This is a genomic window from Flavimobilis soli (genome assembly GCF_002564025.1).
Lineage (GTDB): Bacteria > Actinomycetota > Actinomycetes > Actinomycetales > Cellulomonadaceae > Flavimobilis > Flavimobilis soli.
Map to the genome: position 1 here is coordinate 2626646 of NZ_PDJH01000001.1, position 22408 is coordinate 2649053.

Sequence of the window (22408 nt, forward strand, 5' to 3'; positions counted from 1 at the left end):
CCCATGAGCACGCCCACGCGCCCGCTCGTCGCGCGCGTCCGGCGCAGAGCGACGCTCGTCGCCGCAGGCGTCCGCCGCGGGGCGCGCCGCTGGCGCACCTCGATGCAGCTCCAGGTCGTCACGACGTCGCTCCTCGTCGGGCTCGTCGCCGTCGGGGCCCTCGGCGCGTACCTGACGACGTCGATCCGCGATGGCGTGTTCGACCAGCGTCTCGAGGAGATCCTCGTCGAGAGCGCGCGGTCGACCGCCCAGGCGCAGGCGCAGTTCGACTCGGCCACCGCGGGCACGGGCACGCAGGTCCAGCAGCTCCTCAACGACATGCTGCCGCGCCTGCGCACGGGCGGTGCCGGCAGCCGCGAGGTGTTCCTGTGGCGCCCCGAGAACAGCACCGCGTCCGCCGCCGTCATCGACCTGACGACCGCGCCCACCCTCAACGGGCTCGTGAGCCCGCAGATGCGCGCCCAGACGGTCCGCGGCGAGGGGCAGGTGTGGCAGTCCGTCGCGATCCCGGCGGACCCGGCAGCGGAGGACTCGCGCGTCGTGCCGGGGATCGTCGTCGGCTCCCTCGTCGAGGTGCCGCTCGCCGGGCCGTTCGAGCTGTACTACGTGTACTCGCTCGGCGGCGAGGCGGAGACGCTCGGCTTCATCCAGCGCATCATGGGCGCGGGCGGGGTCACGCTCGTCGGCATGCTCGGCATCATCACGTGGATCACGACGCGGCAGGTCGTGCAGCCCGTGCGCAACGCGGCACGCGTCGCGGAGCGCCTCGCCGACGGCCACCTCGACGAGCGCCTCACGGTGCGCGGCCAGGACGAGATGGCGACGCTCGCGCGGTCCTTCAACGAGATGGCTGCGAGCCTGCGGGACCAGATCCGGCAGATGGAGGAGCTCTCCGCGCTGCAACGCAGGTTCGTCTCCGACGTGTCCCACGAGCTGCGCACCCCGCTGACGACGATCCGCATGGCGAGCGAGGTCATCCACGCGTCGCGCGACGGCTTCGACCCGGCCGTGCGCCGGTCGGCCGAGCTCCTCGCGCTGCAGCTCGACCGCTTCGAGGACCTGCTCGCGGACCTTCTCGAGATCTCCCGCTTCGACGCGGGCGCGGCGACGCTCGACGCGGAGCGGCGGGACCTGCGCGACGTCGTCGACCGCGCGACCGACCAGGCCGTCGCCCTCGCCGAGCGCAAGGGCGTGTTCCTCTCGGCGGACTACCCGGCCGAGCCCGCGATCGCGGAGTTCGACCCTCGCCGGGTCGAGCGCATCGTGCGCAACCTGCTCGTCAACGCGATCGAGCACGCCGAGGACGGCCCCGTGGAGATCACGATCCGCCAGGACCGCGAGGCGGTTGCGGTCACCGTCCGCGACTTCGGCGTCGGCATGACGCCCGAGGCGGCGTCGCACGTCTTCGACCGCTTCTGGCGCGCAGACCCCGCGCGCGCCCGCACGTCGGGCGGCACGGGCCTCGGCCTCGCGATCTCGCTCGAGGACGCCCACCTGCACGCGGGCTGGCTCGAGGCATGGGGCCGTCCCGGCGCGGGTGCGTGCTTCCGCCTCACGCTGCCGGTGCGCGCGGGCATCGTGCTGACGACGTCGCCGCTCCCGCTCGTCCCGGAGTCGTCACGCCCGCGCGCGGGCGGCGCCACGGGACCGACGACGGGTCAGGTGCCGATCGTGACGATCGACCAGCACGGCCCGAGCGCGCTGCCGGACCTGGCCGCGCTCGCGGCGGACGACGACGCCGACAGCCCCCAGGAGGTCTCATGAACCGCGTATCTCCTGCGGCCGAGGCCGCCGCGACCTCGTCGCGTGCACGTCGCTCCGTCGCGCGCGGAGCTGTCGCGGCGGCGACGGCGCTCGCCGCGCTCGCCGGCTGCGCCTCGATCCCGACCGAGGGCCCGGTCGCGCAGGGCGACGTCGTGCTCACCGAGAACGACGCGCTGTTCCTCCAGGTCTACGGACCGACGGCCGACGCGACCCCCGAGCAGATCGTGCGAGGCTTCCTGTCTGCGCAGGCGGCCGGCGTCAACGAGGCGTTCGCGACAGCACGGGAGTTCCTCACCGAGGGCGCTCGCCAGGAGTGGGACCCCTACGGTCAGGTGACCGTCTACTCGGGGGACCTGGGCCTGACGATGGCGAGCGCGCCGTCGGCCGACGGCGTCGCGGACGGAGCGGGGCCGTCGACCGAGCAGCCGGCCCCCGACCTCGCGGCCGTCGACCAGGTCGTGCTGTCCGGCCCGGCGAACATCGCGGGCGTCGTGGACGTCGCAGGGCAGTACGTCGAGGCGTCGAAGGACGCGCGGCAGGACGTCTCGTTCGTCCTTGCGAAGGACGCCGCCGGGCAGTGGCGGATCGACGAGGTCGCCGACGGGGTCCTCGTGTCGCAGCCGAACTTCGCGTCCGTGTACCGCTCGACGCCCGTCTACTTCCTGTCGCCCGACCTCACGACGCTCGTGCCCGAGCTGCGCTGGTTCCCGCAGCGCAACATCGCGACGAACGCGGTGCGCGCCCTGCTCGCGGGACCGTCGGAGTGGATGCGCGACGCGGTCGTCTCCGGGGCACCCGCAGGGACCGCGCTGTCGGTCGAGGCTGTCGCGATCGACGCGGCCGGCACGGCGAGCGTCGACCTGACGGGACCGGTGCTCGCGGCGGACGAGGACCAGCGGGCGCTGCTCTCCGCCCAGCTCGAGGCGACCCTGCAGCGCATCTCGGGAGTGTCCGACGTCGCCCTGACGGTCGGCGGGGCCGCCCTGACGGTCAAGCCGCACTCCGACCTCGAGCGCGACCCGGCGCCGGACGGCCCGGCTCTCGGGGTGCAGGCCGGGACGCTCGTCTCGCTCGACGGCCGTCAGCTGTCGCCGGTCGTGGGGATGCCCTCCCTCGCGGCGCTCGACCCGACCGCGCTCGCGGTGCGCGGCGACGTCGTCGTCGCCCGGCTGGGCGAGGAGCGCCTGGTCCGGCTCTCGACCGCGGGAGAGGCGACGGACCTCCTCGCCGAGCCTGGCCTCGTCGCGCCGTCGGTCGACCGCTTCGGCTGGGTGTGGACCGGCTCCGAGGACCGCGACGGCACGCTGACCGCGGTGCGCGCGTCCGACGGCACGCGCATGGACCTCGTCGTCGACTGGCTCGCCGGGCAGGAGGTGCGCCGGGTGAAGGTGTCGCGCGACGGCGCACGGGTCGCCGTGCTGTCGGCGGGACCGGAGGGGACGCAGGTCGAGGTCGCGGGGATCGTCCGCGACGCCAGCGGCAGCCCGCAGAGGCTCAACGCACCTGTCCCGGTGGGCGGTTCGCTCGCGTCGGCGTCGGACGCCGCGTGGGTCGACGAGGTGACGGTCGCGATCCTGGGCGACCGCGCCGACGGTGAGGCGCCGGGCGCTGCGACGACCGTGGCGCTCGCCCCCGTGGGCGGCCAGACCGAGACGCTCCAGCCCGTCGAGGCCGCTGCGGGCGTCGCGGCGGGGCGCGGGAAGCGGGCGGTCTACGTGCGTACCGAGGGCGGGGACCTGTTCACGCGCTCGACGACGGGGACGAACTGGTCGCTCGTGACGACCGGCGTCGACCTGTTCACCTTCCCGGGCTGAGCCCGGTCCTCCGGGCGGGGCCCGGTGCGTCGGGGCGGACCCCTGGTCGGTGCGTCCGCCCACAGGTGCCCGCGGACGGCGCGGCTCCCTCGACCCCCGACGTCGCGCGCCAGGCGCCCCTGTCGGCGGGACCAGTATCGCCGGATGCTGCGTGAGGTCGTCCGGCTCGTGCTGCCGCTCGAGTGTGCGGGGTGCGGTCGCCCCGACGTCGTCCTGTGCGGACCGTGCAGCGAGCTGCTCTGCGGAGCGCCCCGTCGGGTGGACGCGGACGCGCCGCGGCTCGACGTCGCCGGGCGCGACGACCGCCTCCCCGTCTGGGCGCTCGCGGACTACCGCGGCCCGGTCCGCGAGGCTGTCGTCGCGTGGAAGGACCGCGGGCGCGCAGACCTCGACCCTGTCCTCGTGGCGGGGCTGCGGTCGGCGGCGCGGACGGTGGCTCCCAGCGTCCAGCGCGCCGTCGGCCCGACGACGCACGTCCTCGTCGTCCCCGTCCCGTCGTCACCCCTCGCGTCGTTGCGGCGGGGGCGCGCGCCGGTCGGCGTGCTCGCGAGCGCCGTCGTCGACGGGTTCCGGGGAGTGGGCCTGCGCGCGAGCCTGTGCCCCGCGCTCGTCGGACGCGCGTCGGCGCGCGACCAGGTGGGGCTCGGGCAACGGGCGCGGCAGCGCAACGTGAGCGGACGGGTCGCGCTGCGGCGTTCCGCACCGGCACGCACGGCGCGCGGGGCGGGTGCCGTGCTGGGCAGCGCCCGCGGGCGCAGCGGCCGTGCCGGCGTGCCTGGCTGCGCGATCGTGCTCGTCGACGACGTCCTGACGACCGGGGCGACGCTCGCCACGGCCGCCGCGGCCCTCGGGCAGGTGCGGATACCCACGCTCGCCGCACTCGTCCTGGCGGCCACCCCGGCGCCGCGAGGGACTTTGGTGCTGCCACCCGGGCCCGGTGCGGGATAGTCTGGCTGCGAGCCAGTTCACCGGTGGTTCGCAGCAGGACGGTCGTGCCCGAGGGCCTCCGTCCGGGCGGCCACCGACGATCGCGAGGAGGTGATCGGTACTCGAGGCCCACGGTGGCCCACCCCCTCTGATTCATGCCGGGCGGCCGGAGTTGCCGCCCCACCACCCACGTGGAGGCTCAAAATGGAGATCGCCATCGTCGGACGGCACACCGAGGTGCCCGACAGGTTCCGACGTCACGTTGAGGAAAAGCTCGCCAAGGTCTCGCAGCTCGCGCCGAGCGCGCAGCGTGTCGATGTCGAGATCACGCACGAGAACAACCCCCGGCTCTCCGACGTGCGCGAGAGGATCGAGCTCACGGTCCGCGACAAGGGCCCGGTCATCCGGGCCGAGGCGTCTGCTGACGACAGGTTCGCCGCCCTCGACCTCGCCACCACCAAGCTGCTGGAGCGTCTGCGCAGGTCTCGCGACCGCCGCAAGTACCACCGGTCGAACAACCCCCTCCCGCCGGTCGACGTCAGGCCTTACGAGCCCGCTCCCGAGCCCGAGCCGGAGCCGCGTGGCCCGCTCGCGCCGGGCGAGGAGATCGAGGTGCCGCTCGGCGACTCGCCCGTGGTCATCCGGCAGAAGGTGCACGCGGCGAAGCCGATGACGATCGACGACGCGCTCTACGAGATGGAGCTCGTGGGGCACGACTTCTTCCTGTTCGTGAACAGCGAGACGGGCCGCCCGTCCGCGGTCTACCACCGCAAGGGCTGGAGCTATGGCGTGCTCGAGCTCGACGTCAGCGAGGCGCCCGCGTAGTCGAGACGCCGTAGCGGCGCGGCTCTGCCGCCCGCACGCACCCCGCACCGGGGCCCCGGCCGCTCACCCGGCCGGGGCCCCTTCACGTGCCGTCAGTGCCCGTGGTGGACGCGCGGGTGTCGGAGGGGCGCGGTGGAATGGGCTCGTGGCCATCACGCGCGAGACCTTGTCCCTGCCGGAGGCGCGCCGCGTCGCGCTCGCGGCGCAGCGTCTGCACCGCGCGCCCGCGCCGGGCCGGCCGCCGGCCGGCGGCGCGGCGGTCGGTCGGCTCGTCGAGCAGATGGGTGTGCTCCAGATCGACTCGGTCAACGTCCTCGCCCGTGCGCACCTCGTGCCGGTCTACTCGCGGCTGGGACCGTACCCGACGGCCGCGCTCGACCGGGCCGCGAGCCGCAGACCGCGCCGGGTCGTCGAGGCGTGGGGGCACCAGGCCTCGTACATCCCGGTGCAGACCTACCCGCTCCTCGCCTGGCGGCGGCGCGAGTTCGAGCGTGAGGCGTGGGGGAGCATCGCGTCGGTCGCGTCCGCCCACCCGCAGACGCTGCAGCGCGTCCTCGAGATCGTCGCCGCGCGAGGGCCGGTGACCGCGACCGAGGTGCAGGCGGAGATCGAGCACGAGCACCCGCGAGGCAAGGCCGACGAGTGGGGCTGGAACTGGTCAGCGGGAAAGCAGTGCCTCGAGCACCTGTTCTTCGTGGGACGCGTCGCGGTCGCCGAGCGGAACGCGTCGTTCGAGCGGCGCTACGACCTGGCAGAACGGGTGCTCCCTCCCGAGGTCCTCGCTGCCCCGGACGTGCCGGAGCCCGACGCGGTCCGAGCGCTGCTCGAGATCGGTGCGCGGGCCCACGGCATCGGGACGCTCAGGTGCTTCCAGGACTACTTCCGCCTGCGCGGCCCGGGCGTGCGCACAGCGCTCGAGGAGCTCGTCGAGGCGGGGAGCCTGCGCCCCGTCCAGGTGCGTGGCTGGGACCGGCCGACCTATCTCCACCGTGACGCGCAGCTACCGCGCAGCGCGTCCGCGACGACCTTCCTCAGCCCGTTCGACCCGCTCGTGTTCGAGCGGCGCCGGCTCCAGGAGCTCTTCGGCGTCGACTACCGGATCGAGATCTACACGCCTGCCCACAAGCGGGTCTACGGCTACTACGTGCTCCCGCTCCTCGTCGGCGAGAGGATCGCTGCGCGGTGCGACCTCAAGGCGGACCGCGACACGGGCCGTCTCGTCGTGCGGTCCGCGCACCAGGAACCCGGTGCGGTCGGTGACGTCGTGGCGGCGGCGCGCCGAGAGCTCGCGCGGCTCGCGGGCTGGCTCGGGCTCGGCGCCGTCGTCGTCGAGCAAGGGGCCCGGGGAGACCTCGCAGACCGGCTGGTCGGCGGGACGAGAGGACTGGACGAGGTCGCCCGGGCGTGAGCGCCGGGGCCCGCGCGGCGCGGCACCGACGGGCGGCCGGCGCCGCGGGGTACCGGGGCCGACGGCGATGTGACTCGGCACACCCCGACGCGCATAGGATGGTGGCGTATGTCGCCTGGGCACGAGGCCCGGGGCGGCTCAGTGACCCAGACGATCAGGAGTGACGCGTGGCTGCGATCCTCGAGAAGGTCCTTCGCTTCGGCGAGGGGCGCATCCTCAAGAAGCTGTCCAATGTGGCGAAGCAGGTGAACGCCCTCGAGGAGAGCTTCCGGGAGTTCAGCGACGAGGAGCTGCGCGAGGAGACCGCCCGCTTCAAGGCACGTCTCGCCGACGGTGAGACGCTCGACGACCTGCTGCCGGAGGCGTTCGCGGCCGTCCGTGAGGCGTCGCGCCGCACGCTCGGCCAGCGGCACTTCGACGTCCAGCTCATGGGTGGGGCCGCGCTCCACCTGGGCAACATCGCCGAGATGAAGACCGGTGAGGGCAAGACGCTCGTCGCGACCCTGCCCGCCTACCTCAACGCGCTGTCGGGCAAGGGCGTGCACGTCGTCACGGTCAACGACTACCTCGCGCAGTACCAGAGCGAGCTCATGGGCCGCGTCTACCGGTTCCTCGGCCTGACGACCGGCTGCATCCTGTCGTCGATGACGCCGGCAGAGCGCCGCGAGCAGTACGCGGCCGACATCACGTACGGCACGAACAACGAGTTCGGCTTCGACTACCTGCGCGACAACATGGCGTGGTCGACCGAGGAGCTCGTGCAGCGCGGCCACAACTTCGCGATCGTCGACGAGGTCGACTCGATCCTCATCGACGAGGCGCGCACGCCGCTCATCATCTCCGGCCCGTCGTCCGGCGACGCGAACAAGTGGTACAGCGAGTTCGCCAAGATCGCCCGCCGCCTGACGCCGGGCGAGGACTACGAGGTCGACGAGAAGAAGCGCACCGTCGGCGTCCTCGAGCCGGGCATCGCCAAGGTCGAGGACCACCTCGGCATCGACAACCTCTACGAGTCGCTCAACACCCCGCTGATCGGGTTCCTCAACAACGCGATCAAGGCGAAGGAGCTGTTCAAGCGCGACAAGGACTACGTCGTCCTCAAGGGCGAGGTCCTGATCGTCGACGAGCACACCGGCCGCATCCTGCCGGGCCGCCGCTACAACGAGGGCATGCACCAGGCCATCGAGGCCAAGGAGGGCGTGGCCATCAAGGCCGAGAACCAGACGCTCGCCACGGTCACGCTGCAGAACTACTTCCGTCTGTACGCGAAGCTCTCGGGCATGACGGGTACCGCCGACACCGAGGCGGCCGAGTTCCAGGGCACGTACAAGCTCGGCGTGGTGCCGATCCCGACGAACCGCCCGATGCAGCGCGTCGACCAGTCCGACCTCGTCTACAAGACGGAGGCCGGCAAGTTCAGCCAGGTCGTCGCCGACATCGTCGAGCGCCATGCGAAGGGCCAGCCGGTCCTCGTGGGCACGACGAGCGTCGAGAAGTCGGAGCTGCTCTCGGGCCTGCTCAAGAAGCAGGGTGTCCCGCACGAGGTCCTCAACGCGAAGCAGCACGAGCGCGAGGCGCGCGTCGTCGCGATGGCGGGCCGCAAGGGCGCCGTCACGGTCGCGACGAACATGGCCGGCCGTGGCACGGACATCATGCTCGGTGGTAACGCCGAGTTCCTCGCGGTCGACGAGATGGAGAAGCGCGGTCTCGACCCGGCCGAGAACCCGGAGGAGTACGAGGCCGTGTGGCCCGAGGTCCTCGAGGCCGCCCAGTCCGCGGTCAAGGCGGAGCACGACGAGGTCGTCTCGCTCGGCGGCCTCTACGTCCTGGGCACGGAGCGCCACGAGTCCCGCCGCATCGACAACCAGCTGCGCGGTCGTTCCGGCCGTCAGGGTGACCCGGGCGAGTCCCGGTTCTACCTGTCGATGGAGGACGACCTCATGCGCCTGTTCAGCTCGGGCCTCGCCGAGCAGATGATGACGCGTGCGGGCTTCCCCGACGACATGCCGCTCGAGTCCAAGATGGTCAGCCGCGCGATCGCGTCGGCGCAGGGCCAGGTCGAGGCGCGCAACTTCGAGATCCGCAAGAACGTCCTCAAGTACGACGACGTGCTGTCGCGTCAGCGCGAGGTCATCTACGCCGAGCGGCGCCGGGTCCTCGAGGGCGAGGACCTGGGTGACCAGATCCAGCACTTCATCGACGACGTCGTCACCGGGTACGTGGACGTGGCGACGGCTGGCGGCACGAACGACGAGTGGGACCTCGACACGCTGTGGACCGCGCTGCGCGGGGTGTTCCCGATCTCGATCACGGTCGACGAGCTGCTCGAGGAGGTCGGCGGCAAGCACATGCTGACACGCGATCGTCTGCTCGAGGAGGTCCTCTCGGACGCGCACGTCGCGTACTCGAAGCGTGAGGAGCTGCTCGGCGCGGAGAACATGCGTCAGCTCGAGCGTCGTGTCGTCCTGTCGGTCCTCGACCGCAAGTGGCGCGAGCACCTCTACGAGATGGACTACCTCAAGGAGGGCATCGGCCTGCGCGCGATGGCGCAGCGTGACCCCCTCATCGAGTACCAGCGCGAGGGCTACCAGCTGTTCGCCGCGATGACTGACGGGATCAAGGAGGAGTCGGTCGGCTTCCTCTTCAACCTCGAGGTCAAGGTCGCGGACGAGACGGACGACGAGGTCGAGCTCGAGATCGACGTCGAGGGCGCGGTCGAGGGCGACGGCGAGGACGTCGACGTCGAGGAGACGCCGCGCAAGAAGGCTCCGAAGCTCGTCGCGAAGGGTCTCGACGGCCCCGAGCGCCGCGTGCCGCTGCAGTACAGCGCGCCGTCGGTCGACGGCGACTCCGCTGTCGCGCAGGAGGCGGGCGGCGCGGTGTCGGGCAACCGTGAGGAGCGTCGTCGCGCGGCTCGCGAGGCGAAGAAGAAGCGCTGACGCGCCAGGTGTGACATGACGGCGGCCGCCGTACCGGATCGGTACGGCGGCCGCCGTCGTGGTGGGAGGCGTCAGCCGAGGACGAAGGCGACGACGCGCCACGCTCCGCGGTGGTGCTCGAGGCGCAGAGCGGCGGCGCGGACACGGTCGAGGTCCTCGACGACGACGGTCGCCTCGGCAGCGCGCTCGGAGACGCGGTGCACGCGAGCTCGGCGGATCCGTGCGGGGCGGGTGGACCGTGGCCCGGCGGCGAGCGTGATCCGGCTGCGGTTGAGCAGCGCCTCGTAGACCTCGGGCGCGAGCCACTGCACGAGCTGGGACACGGGCCGGACGCCCCGCAGCGACTCGACGGCCGCCTGGGTGATCGAGCAGCACAGCGCAGTCGGGTCCGTGGGCGCAGCGGTGCGGCCGGGCACGGGGATGCCAGGGCGACGCTCGTCCGCGCGCGAGGGAGCGAGCGCCCTGAGCGGCGTCGTGGCGCCGCGCGGGTTGGCAGAACCCTGGCCGACCTGGCCGACGCCGGCCGCGCCGGCCGCGCCAGCCGGAGGGGCGGGGAGGGTGCGTGCGGCCCTGCTGGTCGCTGCTGCCTGAGCCGTGCTGCGGACGGGGCGGCTCGTGCGCTCGCGGTGCGGACCGTGCGAGCGGGACGCCGGGGCGGTGCGCGGGTGGGATGTGGTCGTGACGGTCATCGTGACTCCTCGGTCAGCCGCGCGCGGCGTCGGTCGTGGGGTGGGTGGTGGTCGGTGCCGGGACGGTCAGGGTGTCGCCCGGTCGGATGAGGTGGGGGTCGTCACCGAGGAGGGCGCGGTTGGCGTCGTGCCACCGCGGCCACTCGTGGGCGATCTGGGCGTCGGTCGCTCGTGGTCCGAGAGCCTGGGAGGCGAGCGCCCAGAGAGTGTCGCCGGCGCGCACGGTGACGGTCTGCCGGGGCTGGGACGGCGTCTTCGCGGCCCTCTGCGGCTTCTTCGTCGCCGGGGCCGCGTCCGAGGCCGACGCGCGGGATGGGCGCTGCGGTGCGGTCGAGGTCGGTGCAGGAGCGGTCTTTGAGCTTTGCGCACCGGTGAGCGTGCGTGTCGTCGCAAGGGTTGCGCCGGCTCGCTGCGGGGCCGCCGATGCGGACGTCCCCGCGCGCGAGCGGGACGTCGCCGTCTCGGTTTCGGTCTCGGACGGCTCGGCCGCGGGCCCGGGAAGGGCGATCGCGGCCCGGGCCGCCTCGGTGGCGTCGGCCGTCTGGGCGCCGGGCACGGCGGCGCTCACCTGCCAGCCGACGTCGGCGACGGGCGTCACCTCCTGCGCGTGGGCGGGGATCGCACCGACCGCGAGCGTCGCTCCGATCGCCGCGGCGACGAAGCGCCGCGCGACGGCGGGCGCGATCCGCAGGGTCACCCGCTCGAGGCGACGGGAGCGTCCGCCGACCTGCGCCGCGACGACGCAGCCGAGGGTGAGGGCGAGCCACGCCGTCGTCCAAGCCGCGGCGCACGCCCCGGCCGCGAGAGCGAATGCCCCGACTGCCGCGTCGAGGCGGGTCGAAGCCTCGCGGGCGAGCGGCAGGGCACCAGCGCCGAGCGCGACGGCGGTCGCGAGAGCGACGGTCGTGAGGAGGGCGAGGAGGAAGGTGCGGGGCGTGGAACGCGCGGAAGGGCGCGTCCCCGCTTGCCGCGGCATTCGACTGTCGGGTGCTGACACCACGTGACCCCCCTCGGGCTGCCTAGATCGCTCTAGATGCTGTTTGATCCGATTTGACGTGGCTACATCACACCTGACGATCCGGATGCTGTCCACCGGAACGGGGCGATGTGGACAACCCCGCGGGGAAGGGACGGAGCGCTAGGGTGTCGACGTGCGCTGGAACCGACTGTTCGCCGACCTCGACGCCCGCATGGAGAATGCCGCTGCCCAGGAGCGTGCTGGCACGGTCGCCGAGCTGGTCCGGGCGGAGGAGGCAGGATCGGCGCTCGTCGATCGCCTCAGGGCGTCGTCAGGAGCCCAGGTGGTGGTCCAGACGTGGGACGGCGGCTCGATCACGGGTGTCGTCGCACAGGTCGCAGCGCAGTGGGTGCTCCTGGAGACCAGCGTCGGCGGGGCAGCGCGCGACGTCGTCGTGCCGACGGGTGCGATCGAGGCGATCGGCGGCCTCGGGCCGCGCTCAGCGGCGCCGCGCGAGGACGTCACCTCACGGCTTACGCTCGCCCACGCGCTGCGCAGGCTCGCGCGCGACCGTGTCGTCGTGGACGTGCGCACGCGCAGCGGCAGCAGCTACGTCGGCCGCGTCGACCGGGTGGGTTCCGACCACCTCGACGTCGTGCCCGCCTACGGCTGGGGTGAACGTGGGGCGCGCGACGCCCGAGCCACCACGGTCGCTTTCAGCGCGGTCGCCGCGGTCGCGGAGTCCGCCCAGGCCGTCTGAGACCGCCTCCGGTCAGCTGCGCGCCTTCTCGCGCGCCTGGCGTGCCTCGTCGTACTTGCGCGCGATGAACTTCTCGAGCTCGTCGACCTCGACGCGCCACTGGCCGCGCCCGCCGATCTGGATCGCGGGGAGCTCGCCCGACCGCACGAGGGCGTAAGCCTGGTCGGACTTGATGGCCAGCTGCTCGGCCACGTCGGCGAGAGTCATGAATCGCGGGCTCATGGCCCCATCAAACCACGCTGACGTGCGCGCGGACCGCTGTCCACAGGTCGGGCGCTCGACGCGCGCGGACGCGCGATCCGCGCCAGGATGTCCGCCGGGAGCGGCCAGCACGGGGGCTGGGTCGCCCACGGACGCGAGGAGCAGGGGAATGACAGGGGTGCTCATGGGCACGAGGGATTCGCTGCCGGCACCGGCAGCGCCGCGGCTGCGCAGGCCCGGCTGGCGAGACCCGAGGCTCGTGCTCGGTATCGTCCTCGTCGCCGTCTCTGTCGGGCTCGGCGTCGCCGTCGTCGACGGTGCCCGCACGACGGTCACGGTGCACGCGGCCGCGCGCGAGCTCACGCCGGGCACGACGCTCGCCGCGGCTGACGTCAGGCCCGTCGAGATCGCGGCCGACGCGACCGCCGAGCTCTACCTCGCCGCGGAGGCGCTCGCGGAGGGGACGGTCGTCCTGCGCGGAATAGGTGCAGGGGAGCTGGTTCCCAGGTCGGCGCTGGGTGCAGCCTCCGCCGTCAGCGTCCGCCCGGTCGCCGTGCCTGCCGGTCCGCACCTGTCGGCCGCCGTCGTCGCCGGCAGCCGGGTGGACCTGTGGCACGTCCCCGAGCAGGACGAGGGCGCCGCGTCGCCTGCGCCCCTCGTCACGGGCGTCGAGGTCGCCGAGGTCGACCGCGGCGGGTCGACGCTCTCGATCTCGTCCGGTGCCGTCGTGCACGTCCTCGTCCCGGCCGAGGACCTCCCCGCGGTGCTCGCCGCACTCGCGGGTCCCGGCGAGGTCACGCCCGTCGCCGTGCCTGGGGCCGCCCGATGAGGCCAGGTGACCCGTGCGAGGTGCTCGGAGCCGTCCTCGGGCCGAGCGAGACCGCGGTCGCGGAGGCGCTCTCGGCGCCGCGCGGACCGGTACGTCTCGTCCGTCGCTGCGGTGACCTGGCCGAGCTCCTCGCGGTAGCCGAGGCCGGCGGTGGCCACGTCGCGCTCGTGAGCGTCGACCGGCCGGCTCAGGACCGGCTCGACCTCGAGGTCGTCGCGCGGCTGCACGCCGACGGGCTCGTCGTGCTCGCCCTGCTCGACGGCGTCGGCCAGGACGAGGAGGACGCGGCTCGAGCGCTCGGCGTCGACGGGGTGGTCCGTGCACCCTTCGACCCCGAGGGGCTCAGCAGCGTCGTGCTCGCCGCGCAGGCTGCCGGGCCGGGTGCCGCGATCGACGAGGGCCGCGGGGAGCCGGGAGCAGGGAACCGGTTCTGGGCGGACCCGCCCAGCACGGGCGCGCCTCCCAGCGACGCCCCCGCGGTCCCGCCACCGCCGCGCGACGGCACCCTCGTCGCCGTGTGGGGGCCGCCCGGGTCCCCTGGCAGGACGACGATCGCCGTGAACCTGGCCGCCGAGCTCGCGCGTCCTCCCGCCGTCCGTGCGCGCGGCGCCCAGCAGGTCGCCGTGCCGGAGGTGCTCCTGATCGACGCGGACACGCACGCGCCCTCGGTCGCTCAGCACCTCGCGCTGCTCGACGAGTCATCGGGCCTCGTGCTCGCCGCGCGAGCCGCGACGCAAGGGCGGCTCACCGCTCACACGCTCGCGTCCCTCGCCCCCGTCGTCCTGCCTCGGTTGCGCGTCCTCACGGGCATCGGCCGGGCCGCCCGCTGGGGAGAGGTCCCGGCGTCGACCCTCCCGGCGGTCTGGCAGGCTGCGCGACAGCTGGCCGACGTCGTCGTCGTCGACTGCGCCGCGTCGCTCGAGCAGGACGAGGCCCTCGTCTACGACACCCGTGCGCCCCAGCGCAACGCCGCGACGCTCGCCGCGCTCGCGGCCGCCGACGTCGTGGTCGTCGTCGCGGGCTGCGACCCCGTCGCGGTGCAGCGGCTCGTCGTCGCGCTCGACGACCTGCGCGAGACGGGCGTCGCCGAGCGCGCCCGCCGCGTCGTCGTGCTCAACCGCGCCCGCGGCACGGTCGCCGGCGGACGCCCGGCCACCGTCCTGCGCGACGCCCTCGAGCGCTTCGCAGGCACGACGCCGGACGTGGTCGTCCCCGAGGACGGCACCTCGGTCGACGCCGCGCTCCTCGCGGGTCGCGTGCTCGCCGAGGAGGTGCCTGCGTCGGCCGCGCGACGGGCTGTCCTCGAGCTGGTCGGCGCCCTCGGGCTCACGCCCGCGCCGGTCGACGACGTCGCACCCGGCCCGTCACCGGGCACGCCGGGACAGGGGGAGCCGCAGCTCGGCAGCGCCGGGCGTCGAGGCTGGCTCGCACGCCTGCGTGGCGCCCCGACCGGCGAGCGTGCCGTCGCACGGGCGGGCGCGGTGGTTGACTGAGGGCATGCGGATCTACCTCCCGGCGACGCTCGACGAGCTCACCGCCCTCGCGGTGTCGACCAGGCGTCCAGCCTCGCTCGATCTCCAGCCGCGCGGCGCGCACGCCGTGACGGCCGCGCTCGCGGCCGCCCTGCCCGACGAGGACGAGGAAGGTCTCGAGTACTCGGCACACCTCGCCGCGGCCGACGACACGCTCGCGCTCATCGCGGCCTCGCCGACAGCCCCGCGCCGTCGGCTCGTGCTGACCGTCGAGGTCCCCGACGACGCGGTCGTCGCCGCAGCCGGTGACGCGACCGTCATCTCACCGTCGGCCGTCGACGTCGTGGTGCCCGTCCCGGGCGCGGTCGTGGTGTGCGGGCACGTCGACGAGCGTGACGCGGTGGCCGACGTCGAGGCGACCCTCGCGGGGGACGACGACGCTGTCGAGCGCCTCGTCGAGCGCGACCTGCTCTGGTACGACGCGAGCGAGCTGCCGGGCCTCGTCGACCAGGGCTGACGACGCAGCCGCCCGAGGCCGCCGGAAACGGCGACAGCCGACGACGCGAGGCGCCGTCGGCTGTCGGGTGGCCGCTGGACCGGGGTCAGCGGCGCCGGCTCATGGCCGGGAGAGGTAGCCGCGGATCTCGTCGTGCAGCAGCCCGTTCGACGCGATCGCGTCACCGCCGAACGGGCCGTCCTCGCCGGCGAGGGACGTAAACCGGCCGCCGGCCTCCGTGACGATCGGCACGAGCGCCGCCATGTCGTGCAGCGCGAGCTCGGGCTCCGCAGCCGCGTCGACCGCCCCCTCGGCGACGAGCATGTACGACCAGAAGTCGCCGTACGCCCGCGTGCGCCAGACCTTGTCGGACAGCTCGAGGAGGCCGGGGAGCAGACCGCGCTCGTCCCAACCCGTCAGGCTCGAGTACGAGAAGGACGCGTCGGCGAGGTCGCGCACGCCCGAGACGCGCATGCGCGTGGCGCTGCTCAGGCTCCGCCCGGTCCACGCGCCCGTGCCGCGCGCCGCCCACCAGCGTCGCCCCAGCGCCGGGGCGCTCACGAGGCCGACGACCGGCGCGCCGTCGTGCAGGAGCGCGATGAGCGTCGCCCACACGGGCACGCCGCGCACGAAGTTCTTCGTCCCGTCGATCGGGTCGACGACCCACTGGCGGGCGCCGTGGCCCGTCGCCCCGGACTCCTCGCCGAGGAACGCGTCGCGGCCGCGTGCGCGCGCGAGCTGGCCGCGGATCTGCTCCTCCGCGGCGCGGTCGGCGTCGGAGACGGGCGTGTGGTCCGGCTTGGTCTCGACGTGCAGGTCGATCGCCTTGAAGCGGGCCATCGTCAGCGAGTCGACCTGGTCGGCCATGACGTGCGCGAGGCGGAGGTCGTCGTCGTAGGACTCCTGGAGGGTCATGCCCTCACGCTAGCGCGCACGGCGTCCGTGCAGGTCCCACGTCCGCGGCGCGGCGCCGACGGCGCAGCGCGATGACGGGGGCCGCGACGGCAGCGGCCGCGCAGGGTGCGTCCTGCGCGTCCCGCGCTCGCACGCACGACGCCGCAGCGTCAGTCGGCGCGGCCCGCCGGCTCGGTGCGGGCGCTCATGACGCGACGGAACGACACGAGGCGTGCCGCCCGCAGGGGCGCGAGCTCCGGGTCCTCGGTGGCCCACGCGTCGAGCTCGCAGTCGGGCGCGCTGTCGAGGTGCGTGCAGCCACGCGGACACTGGGCGGCCACCTCGGCGAGGTCCTCGAACGCGGCGAGGATCGTGCTCGGCTCGACGTGCGCGAGGCCGAACGAGCGCACGCCGGGGGTGTCGATGACCCAGCCGGCCTGCCCGGGCAGGCGCAGCGCGACCGCCGACGTGGACGTCTGGCGTCCGCGGCCGGTCACGGCGTTGACGTGGCCGGTCGCGCGGCGCGCGTCGGGTACCAGGGCGTTGACGAGCGTCGACTTGCCGACGCCCGAGTGCCCGACGAAGACGCTCGTGCGGCCCACGAGCTCTGCGCGCACCCGCTCGACGGACTCGGCGTCGAGCGCCGAGCCGTCCTCGCCCCGGCGCGAGACGACGACCTCGACGCCGAGCGGGCGATACATCGCCGCGAGCGGCTCGGGGTCGGCGAGGTCGGCCTTCGTGAGGCACAGCAGGACACGCATGCCGGCGTCGTACGCGGCGACGACGCAACGGTCGATCATGCGCGGGCGAGGCTCGGGATCGGCGAGCGCCGTGACGATCACGAGCTGGTGCGCATTCGCGACGATGATGCGCTCGTACGGGTCGGTGTCGTCGGCGGTGCGGCGCAGCACGGAGACGCGCTCGGTGATGCGCACGATGCGGCACAGGGTCCCGTCGTCGCCCGAGACGTCGCCGACGACGTCGACACGGTCGCCGCACACGACGCGCGTGCGCCCGAGCTCGCGCGCCTTCATCGCGATGACGACGCGCTCGTCGGGCAGACCCTCGTCGACGAGGAGGGTGTAGCGGCCACGGTCGATGCCCGTGACGAACGCCGTCGTCGCCTCGTCGTGGGCAGGGCGCTGCTTGCTGCGCGGGCGGCTGCCGCGCTTGCTCGGCCGTGACCTGAAGTCGGACTCGTCGCGGTAGCGCGGGCTCACGCGGTCCCTCCGTCGGTGCCGGTGGCGCTGCCGATCATGCGTCCCCACATGGTCGCGAACTCGGGGAGCGTCTTCGCCGTCGTGCCGATGTCGCGCACCTGCACGCCCGGCACCCGCAGCCCGACAAGAGCTGCGGCCATGGCCATGCGGTGGTCCTGGTACGTCTCGACGAGGGCGCCGTGCAGCGGCGCGGGGACGATGACGACGCCGTCGGACGTCTGCTCGCACCGCCCGCCGAGTCGCGTGATCTCGGTCGTGAGCGCGGTGAGGCGGTCGGTCTCGTGGCCGCGCAGGTGGCTGATGCCGCGCAGGCGGCTGGGGGAGTCGGCGAGCGCGGCGAGCGCGGCGATCGTCGGCGTCAGCTCCCCGGCGGTGTGCAGGTCGACGTCGATGCCGTGGATCGTGCCGTCGCCCGTCACTGTCATGACGTCGCCGCGCAGCCGGACCTTGCCGCCCATCGCGGCGAGCAGCTCGGGCGCGAGCGCGCCCGCCTGGGTGGTCTCGCCGGGCCAACCGGGGACGGACACGGAGCCGCCCGCGACGAGGGCGGCCGCGAGGAAGACGGCGGCGTTCGACAGGTCGGGCTCCATGCGCACGTCGCGCGCGGCGATCGGGCCCGGCTCGACGATCCAGATCGCGGGCCGCGAGTCGTCGATGCGGACCCCGGCGGCGCGCAGGACGGCGACGGTCATCTCGATGTGGGGCAGGCTCGGCAGGGTCGGTCCCACGTGCCGCACCTGCAGCCCGCGGTCGAAGCGGGCGGCAGCGAGCAGGAGCCCGGAGACGAACTGGCTCGACGCGCTCGCGTCGAGGTCGACGGCGCCGCCGACGACCCCGCCGTGGCCCGCGACCGTGAAGGGGAGCGTGCTCGGGCGGCCCCCGTCGTCGTCGGTCACCTCGACCCCGAGCGAGCGCAGGCCCGCGAGGACTGGGCCCATGGGACGCCTGCGCGCGGCCTCGTCACCGTCGAAACGGACGTCGCCGTCGGCGAGGGCGGCGACGGCGGGGAGGAAGCGCATGACGGTCCCGGCGAGCCCGCAGCGGATCGTCGCGGGGCCGGCGATCGGTCCGGGCGTCACGCGCAGCGAGCTCGCGGCACCGTCGGTCTCGATGCGGGCGCCGAGCGCGCGCAGCGCGTCGGCCATGAGGTCGGTGTCACGGCTGCGCAGGGCGCCGGAGATCGTCGACGGGCCGTCGGCGAGGGCCGCGACGACGAGGTGCCGGTTCGTCAGCGACTTCGAGCCAGGGACGTCGACGGTCGCGCGGAGCGCACCGGCCGCGGTCGGTGCCGCCCACGCGTCGCCGGGGGCAGGGCGCGCGGGGGAGCCGAGCGAGGGGGACGTCATGCCTCCAGGGTATCGGGGTGCACGCGTCCGGGCGGGTCGGGTGCGGCGGCGCGGGCGGGCCGCGTCAGCTGATAGAGACCTTGCGTCCGAGGCGTCTGCCGGTCGAGGTCGCGGACGAGACGACGGAGTCGACGGCCTCGGTCGTCTGGGCCGCGACGCTGCCGCGCGCCTGGCGCACGCGCCAGCCGAACGACGGGCTGCCCGCGGTGTCGGCGCCCGCGAGGAGCGCGGCCCCGAGGGCGCCGAGCGACTGGACGAACGGGGTGACCTTCTCGGGGTCGACGCGGCGACCGTCGAACGGCTGGTGCACGACGACGAGGGGTGCGGTGAGCGCGGCGAGCGCGAGACCGCTCGTTCGGGGTGCGCGGCCGAGAGCGAGGTTCGCGGCGGCGACCGCGGTCGCGACGCCGTGCACGCGCACCGCGATCTTCAGCTCGCGCTCCGTGAGCGTCCGGCGCAGGCCGGCGTCGCTGGCGACCTTGTCGGCGAGAGGGCGGGCGGCCTCGACGTGGGGCGCGGGCCTGCGGGCGGCGTCGACCCCCGCGGCGAGGTACCAGGAGGCGAGCAGGGGACGGGCAACGCGGCGTACCAGCATCGGGTTCTCCTTCGACCGGGCGTGTGGTCCCACCGTATCGCCAGGCGCGGCGGTCGGCCCTGCGTACGGACGGGGAATGTTCGCGCAGGCCGGGGTGTTCCTCCTGACGTGACCTGCCAAGCACCGCCCGCCCCGCGAGCCCGCACCGCCCTGTCAGGGCTAGGCTCGATGGTGATGACTGAAGACACGGACCGCGCGCCGCAGACAGAGACAGACGTCGAGAGGCGCCTGCGGTTCGAGCGCGACGCCCTCGAGTTTCTCGACCCGCTCTACGCGGCTGCGCTGCGCATGACGCGCAACCCGACGGACGCCGAGGACCTTGTCCAGGAGACGTTCACGAAGGCGTTCGCGGCGTTCCACCAGTACCGGCCGGACACGAACCTCAAGGCGTGGCTGTACCGGATCCTGACCAACACGTTCATCAACGGGTACCGCAAGAAGCAGCGTGAGCCGCAGAAGGCGGCGACCGACGAGATCGAGGACTGGCAGATCGCCCGCGCGGCGTCGCACACGTCGGCGGGGCTGCGGTCCGCGGAGGTCGAGGCGCTCGACGCGCTCCCGGACTCGGACGTCAAGGAGGCGCTCGCGGCCCTCCCGGAGGACCGCCGCATCGCGGTGTACCTCGCTGACGTCGAGGGCTTCCCCTACAAGGAGATCGCGCAGATCATGGGCACCCCGATCGGAACCGTGATGTCGCGCCTGCACCGTGGCCGCGCGCAGCTGCGCGACCTGCTGGCCGAGTACGCAGCGGACCGAGGGCTCCTCCCGGTGCGCACGACGAAGGACGAGTCATGAACGTCGATCCCTTCCGCGGCGGCCCCGGGGCCGAGCAACCCGAGGACCCGACCACGCCTCCGCTGGACCAGGAGGAGTGCGAGCAGGTCATCGGGCACGTCGAGGAGTTCCTGAGCTCCCCGATGTCGGCTGACGACGCGCAGGACCTGCGCGACAACGTCGCCGGTAGCCTGCCGGGCCTCGCGGACCTCGAGGTCGAGGAGATCATCCGCGTGATCATGAAGCGTTCGTGCTGCGAGCGCGCCCCGGAGACGCTTCGCGTGCGGGTCCGCACGCAGATGGCGGTCTGGCGCTCGGAGGGCTGATCCCCGGCCTCCGGGTCGAGACCTGGACATGCACGAAGGGCCTCGGTGCTGTGCACCGAGGCCCTTCGTGTACCGGGAGACCCGGCGATGTCGTGTGCGCCTGCTCAGGCGTTGGGACGACGGCCGTGGTTGGCGGCGTTGCCCTTGCGGCTGCGACGCTTGCGTCCGCGCTTGCTCATGGTGACTCCTGTCGTTCGTGCGGGTCCGGGGTCGTGGCACAGGGCGCCACCGGACCAATGGTCCGCGCACGCTCTCGGCTCACGCGCCCACCATGATCCCACACCTCGGTGTCTCGGTGAAAGTTGGGGGTTTCGACCCTCTCGTCGACGCCGCGGGGTCAAGTCGTCGGGGGATCGTTCCGATACCCCTGGTGTGAACGCTACGCCTCAGTCCGTGATCCCCCTGCTGCACGCCGTCGTCAAGGCGGGGGCGTCCGACCTGCACTGCAAGGTCGGTTCGGCGCCGCGCGTGCGCGTCGACGGCCGTCTGCGCCGTCTGCAGGTCCCGACGCTCGAGCCGGTCGACACGGACTACATGCTCTCCGAGGTGCTCCCGGCCGACCTGGTCGAGGAGTTCGAGCGGACGCACGAGGCGGACTTCGCCTACTCGGTCGCGGGCGTCGGCCGTTTCCGTGTCAACGCGTACCAGGCGCGCGGCACGACGGCGCTGGTCTTCCGTCTCGTCTCGGTCGTGTCGTCGTCGATCGCGGAGCTCGGTCTGCCGCCGGTCGTGGGCGACCTGGCGCTCGAGCCGCGCGGCCTCGTGCTGGTGACGGGCCCGACGGGCTCGGGAAAGACGACGTCTCTCGCGGCGATGGTCGACCTCATCAACACGTACCGCGAGGTCAACATCATCACGATCGAGGACCCGATCGAGGTGCTCCACGAGGACAAGAAGGCGATCATCTCGCAGCGCGAGGTCCGTCAGGACACCCGGACGTTCGCGACCGCGCTGCGCGCCGCGATGCGTCAGGACCCGGACGTCATCCTCGTCGGTGAGATGCGTGACATCGACACGGTGCGCGCGGCGCTCCAGGCTGCCGAGACCGGTCACCTGGTGCTGTCGACCCTGCACACGCTCGATGCGCAGGAGTCGATCAACCGCGTGGTCGACTTCTTCCCGCCGCACGAGCAGATGCAGGTGCGCACGGCCCTCGCGCAGACGCTGCGCGGCGTCATCTCGCAGCGCCTCGTGCGCACGGTCGACGACGGCCGCTGCCCCGCGGTCGAGGTCCTCGTGAACACGGGCCGAACGGCGGAGGCGATCGTCGCCCCGCTCGACAACCCGCCGCTGGCGGACCTCATCGCCGAGGGCGACTACTACAAGATGCAGACGTTCGACCAGCACCTGGGGCAGCTCGTCCTCGACGGTCGCATCTCGTACGACGAGGCGCTCCAGACGGCGTCGAAGCCTCAGGACCTCACCTTGTCCCTGCGTGCCGCCGGCATGCAGGTCTGACGGCGGCAGCTGCCGCTGGCCGCGCCCTGCGGCCCGCTCCGGGGGGACGGGTCGCAGGGTCCTCGGTCTCGACGGTCAGGCGCCGGCGTCGGGGATGCCGAGCCAGCCGTGCCAGCCGGAGTGGAGCACGAGCCACGCCATGAGCCCGTAGCCGGCCTGCGCGGGCATGTCGTCCCCGCGGGTCGCGAGGTCGGCGTGCCACTGGTCGTGCGTCTCGAGCGGCGCGAACGTCTCGACGTAGGTCACGCGGCGGCGGTGCGCGACGTCGGCGAACGCGCGGGACAGCTCGCCGAGCCGGGCGTTGTCCGTCCGGGCTCCGGGCGGCGGTCCGACGACGAGCGCCGGGAGGTTGCGCGACTCGGCGACGTCGAGGATGTTCGCGAGGTTGAGACGGCTGCGCGCGACGGAGAGCCCGGCTGCGACGTCGTGCCGCCCGAGCGCGACGACGAGACGGTCGTCGACGTCGGGGGAGTGGGCGAGGCGACGGTCGACCTCGGCCTCCCAGCGTGCGCTGAGCGCCGTCGTGGTCTCGCCGGGCACGGCGAGGACGTGGTGCGAGAGCGTCCCGGGCGACTGGGTGCGCGCGACGACGCGTCCCACCCAGCCGAGGGCCTTGGGATCTCCAGTTCCTGCCGCCAGCTCGTCGCCGACGACGCAGATCCGCACTTCCTGCCCGCTCACGTGTCCTCGTTCCTCAGGTGTCGCATCCTGCC

Annotated in this window: 22 protein-coding genes; 13 read left to right on the plus strand and 9 right to left on the minus strand. The window is 73.7% G+C overall.

Translation table 11 applies throughout. The features are described 5' to 3' along the window. Positions 1-3 precede the first annotated feature (3 nt). From mtrB to secA, 6 genes are all read left to right on the plus strand, one after another. Positions 4-1764, plus strand: coding sequence for an MtrAB system histidine kinase MtrB (gene mtrB / locus ATL41_RS11835; protein ID WP_098458651.1), 1761 nt, complete (start codon positions 4-6; stop codon positions 1762-1764). Beyond that, positions 1761-3578 carry an LpqB family beta-propeller domain-containing protein gene (locus ATL41_RS11840; protein ID WP_098458652.1) on the plus strand — a complete coding sequence of 606 codons (1818 nt, stop codon included), beginning with the start codon at positions 1761-1763 and terminating at the stop codon, positions 3576-3578. The genes mtrB and ATL41_RS11840 overlap by 4 nt, the downstream gene beginning before the upstream one ends. A gap of 144 nt (positions 3579-3722) precedes the next feature. Further along, positions 3723-4526: a ComF family protein gene (locus ATL41_RS11845; RefSeq protein WP_098458653.1), complete on the plus strand. Its 804-nt coding sequence runs from the start codon at positions 3723-3725 to the stop codon at positions 4524-4526. Positions 4527-4709: 183 nt separating this feature from the next. Beyond that, positions 4710-5330, plus strand: a complete 621-nt coding sequence (gene hpf / locus ATL41_RS11850; RefSeq protein ID WP_098458654.1) for a ribosome hibernation-promoting factor, HPF/YfiA family — start codon at positions 4710-4712, stop codon at positions 5328-5330. A 145-nt stretch (positions 5331-5475) separates the two neighbouring features. Continuing rightward, positions 5476-6738, plus strand: coding sequence for a winged helix-turn-helix domain-containing protein (locus tag ATL41_RS11855; protein ID WP_245854814.1), 1263 nt, complete (start codon positions 5476-5478; stop codon positions 6736-6738). A 167-nt stretch (positions 6739-6905) separates the two neighbouring features. After that, on the plus strand, positions 6906-9677 hold the full coding sequence (gene secA, locus ATL41_RS11860) for a preprotein translocase subunit SecA (RefSeq protein WP_098458656.1): 2772 nt from the start codon (positions 6906-6908) through the stop codon (positions 9675-9677). Between the two features lie 71 nt (positions 9678-9748). Here the strand turns inward: secA and ATL41_RS11865 are convergent, their stop codons facing one another. Together ATL41_RS11865 and ATL41_RS11870 are read right to left on the minus strand one after the other, a co-directional pair. Next, positions 9749-10366, minus strand: coding sequence for an Rv3235 family protein (locus tag ATL41_RS11865; RefSeq protein WP_098458657.1), 618 nt, complete (start codon positions 10364-10366; stop codon positions 9749-9751). 13 nt (positions 10367-10379) lie between these two features. Continuing rightward, on the minus strand, positions 10380-11366 hold the full coding sequence (locus tag ATL41_RS11870) for a LysM peptidoglycan-binding domain-containing protein (RefSeq protein WP_169924563.1): 987 nt from the start codon (positions 11364-11366) through the stop codon (positions 10380-10382). Positions 11367-11517: 151 nt separating this feature from the next. On the opposite strand from ATL41_RS11870, the gene ATL41_RS11875 reads away from it, so the two are divergent. Continuing rightward, positions 11518-12084, plus strand: coding sequence for a hypothetical protein (locus ATL41_RS11875; RefSeq protein ID WP_098458659.1), 567 nt, complete (start codon positions 11518-11520; stop codon positions 12082-12084). Positions 12085-12096: 12 nt separating this feature from the next. Here ATL41_RS11875 and ATL41_RS11880 read toward each other — a convergent pair whose 3' ends face one another. Next, positions 12097-12306 (minus strand): helix-turn-helix domain-containing protein, encoded by a 210-nt coding sequence (locus tag ATL41_RS11880; RefSeq protein WP_098458660.1) that lies wholly within the window; start codon positions 12304-12306, stop codon positions 12097-12099. 148 nt (positions 12307-12454) lie between these two features. Here ATL41_RS11880 and ATL41_RS11885 point away from each other — a divergent pair, with 148 nt between their 5' ends. The 3 genes from ATL41_RS11885 to ATL41_RS11895 are packed head-to-tail and all read left to right on the plus strand — an operon-like array spanning position 12455 to position 15103. Next, the gene (locus ATL41_RS11885) at positions 12455-13114 is read left to right on the plus strand and encodes a CpaB family protein (protein WP_245854816.1); all 660 of its coding nucleotides are present in this window, start codon (positions 12455-12457) and stop codon (positions 13112-13114) included. A 20-nt stretch (positions 13115-13134) separates the two neighbouring features. Beyond that, on the plus strand, positions 13135-14607 hold the full coding sequence (locus ATL41_RS11890; protein ID WP_143556623.1) for a CpaE/TadZ family protein: 1473 nt from the start codon (positions 13135-13137) through the stop codon (positions 14605-14607). A gap of 4 nt (positions 14608-14611) precedes the next feature. Then, the gene (locus ATL41_RS11895) at positions 14612-15103 is read left to right on the plus strand and encodes a DUF6912 family protein (protein ID WP_098458661.1); all 492 of its coding nucleotides are present in this window, start codon (positions 14612-14614) and stop codon (positions 15101-15103) included. 99 nt (positions 15104-15202) lie between these two features. Here ATL41_RS11895 and ATL41_RS11900 read toward each other — a convergent pair whose 3' ends face one another. The 4 genes from ATL41_RS11900 to ATL41_RS11915 form a co-directional block, all read right to left on the minus strand. Beyond that, the gene (locus tag ATL41_RS11900; protein WP_098458662.1) at positions 15203-15997 is read right to left on the minus strand and encodes an inositol monophosphatase family protein; all 795 of its coding nucleotides are present in this window, start codon (positions 15995-15997) and stop codon (positions 15203-15205) included. A gap of 149 nt (positions 15998-16146) precedes the next feature. Further along, positions 16147-17196: a ribosome small subunit-dependent GTPase A gene (rsgA, locus tag ATL41_RS11905; RefSeq protein ID WP_098458663.1), complete on the minus strand. Its 1050-nt coding sequence runs from the start codon at positions 17194-17196 to the stop codon at positions 16147-16149. After that, positions 17193-18542, minus strand: a complete 1350-nt coding sequence (gene aroA, locus ATL41_RS11910; protein ID WP_098458664.1) for a 3-phosphoshikimate 1-carboxyvinyltransferase — start codon at positions 18540-18542, stop codon at positions 17193-17195. The genes rsgA and aroA overlap by 4 nt, the downstream gene beginning before the upstream one ends. Positions 18543-18606: 64 nt before the next feature. Further along, on the minus strand, positions 18607-19137 hold the full coding sequence (locus ATL41_RS11915; RefSeq protein WP_181010248.1) for a DoxX family protein: 531 nt from the start codon (positions 19135-19137) through the stop codon (positions 18607-18609). A gap of 108 nt (positions 19138-19245) precedes the next feature. Between ATL41_RS11915 and ATL41_RS11920 the strand changes: the two genes are divergently transcribed. Together ATL41_RS11920 and ATL41_RS11925 are read left to right on the plus strand one after the other, a co-directional pair. Further along, the gene (locus ATL41_RS11920) at positions 19246-19932 is read left to right on the plus strand and encodes a sigma-70 family RNA polymerase sigma factor (protein ID WP_425432677.1); all 687 of its coding nucleotides are present in this window, start codon (positions 19246-19248) and stop codon (positions 19930-19932) included. Further along, positions 19929-20237: an anti-sigma factor gene (locus tag ATL41_RS11925; RefSeq protein WP_098458666.1), complete on the plus strand. Its 309-nt coding sequence runs from the start codon at positions 19929-19931 to the stop codon at positions 20235-20237. The genes ATL41_RS11920 and ATL41_RS11925 overlap by 4 nt, the downstream gene beginning before the upstream one ends. 104 nt (positions 20238-20341) lie before the next feature. Here the strand turns inward: ATL41_RS11925 and ATL41_RS13715 are convergent, their stop codons facing one another. Continuing rightward, complete coding sequence (locus ATL41_RS13715) at positions 20342-20416, minus strand: 50S ribosomal protein bL37 (RefSeq protein ID WP_098459088.1); 75 nt, start codon at positions 20414-20416, stop codon at positions 20342-20344. Between the two features lie 193 nt (positions 20417-20609). Between ATL41_RS13715 and ATL41_RS11935 the strand changes: the two genes are divergently transcribed. Beyond that, positions 20610-21695, plus strand: coding sequence for a type IV pilus twitching motility protein PilT (locus ATL41_RS11935; protein ID WP_245854818.1), 1086 nt, complete (start codon positions 20610-20612; stop codon positions 21693-21695). Positions 21696-21770: 75 nt separating this feature from the next. Here the strand turns inward: ATL41_RS11935 and ATL41_RS11940 are convergent, their stop codons facing one another. Next, positions 21771-22376 carry a GDSL-type esterase/lipase family protein gene (locus tag ATL41_RS11940; protein WP_245854820.1) on the minus strand — a complete coding sequence of 202 codons (606 nt, stop codon included), beginning with the start codon at positions 22374-22376 and terminating at the stop codon, positions 21771-21773. Positions 22377-22408 lie beyond the last annotated feature (32 nt).

Coding starts and splice junctions, on each gene's coding strand:
- mtrB (WP_098458651.1), top strand. CDS start 4: ATGAGCACGCCCACGCGCCCGCTCGTCGCGCGCGTCCGGCGCAGAGCG.
- ATL41_RS11840 (WP_098458652.1), top strand. CDS start 1,761: ATGAACCGCGTATCTCCTGCGGCCGAGGCCGCCGCGACCTCGTCGCGT.
- ATL41_RS11845 (WP_098458653.1), top strand. CDS start 3,723: ATGCTGCGTGAGGTCGTCCGGCTCGTGCTGCCGCTCGAGTGTGCGGGG.
- hpf (WP_098458654.1), top strand. CDS start 4,710: ATGGAGATCGCCATCGTCGGACGGCACACCGAGGTGCCCGACAGGTTC.
- ATL41_RS11865 (WP_098458657.1), bottom strand. CDS start 10,366: ATGACCGTCACGACCACATCCCACCCGCGCACCGCCCCGGCGTCCCGC.
- ATL41_RS11880 (WP_098458660.1), bottom strand. CDS start 12,306: ATGAGCCCGCGATTCATGACTCTCGCCGACGTGGCCGAGCAGCTGGCC.
- ATL41_RS11885 (WP_245854816.1), top strand. CDS start 12,455: ATGACAGGGGTGCTCATGGGCACGAGGGATTCGCTGCCGGCACCGGCA.
- ATL41_RS11895 (WP_098458661.1), top strand. CDS start 14,612: ATGCGGATCTACCTCCCGGCGACGCTCGACGAGCTCACCGCCCTCGCG.
- ATL41_RS11900 (WP_098458662.1), bottom strand. CDS start 15,997: ATGACCCTCCAGGAGTCCTACGACGACGACCTCCGCCTCGCGCACGTC.
- aroA (WP_098458664.1), bottom strand. CDS start 18,542: ATGACGTCCCCCTCGCTCGGCTCCCCCGCGCGCCCTGCCCCCGGCGAC.
- ATL41_RS11915 (WP_181010248.1), bottom strand. CDS start 19,137: ATGCTGGTACGCCGCGTTGCCCGTCCCCTGCTCGCCTCCTGGTACCTC.
- ATL41_RS11925 (WP_098458666.1), top strand. CDS start 19,929: ATGAACGTCGATCCCTTCCGCGGCGGCCCCGGGGCCGAGCAACCCGAG.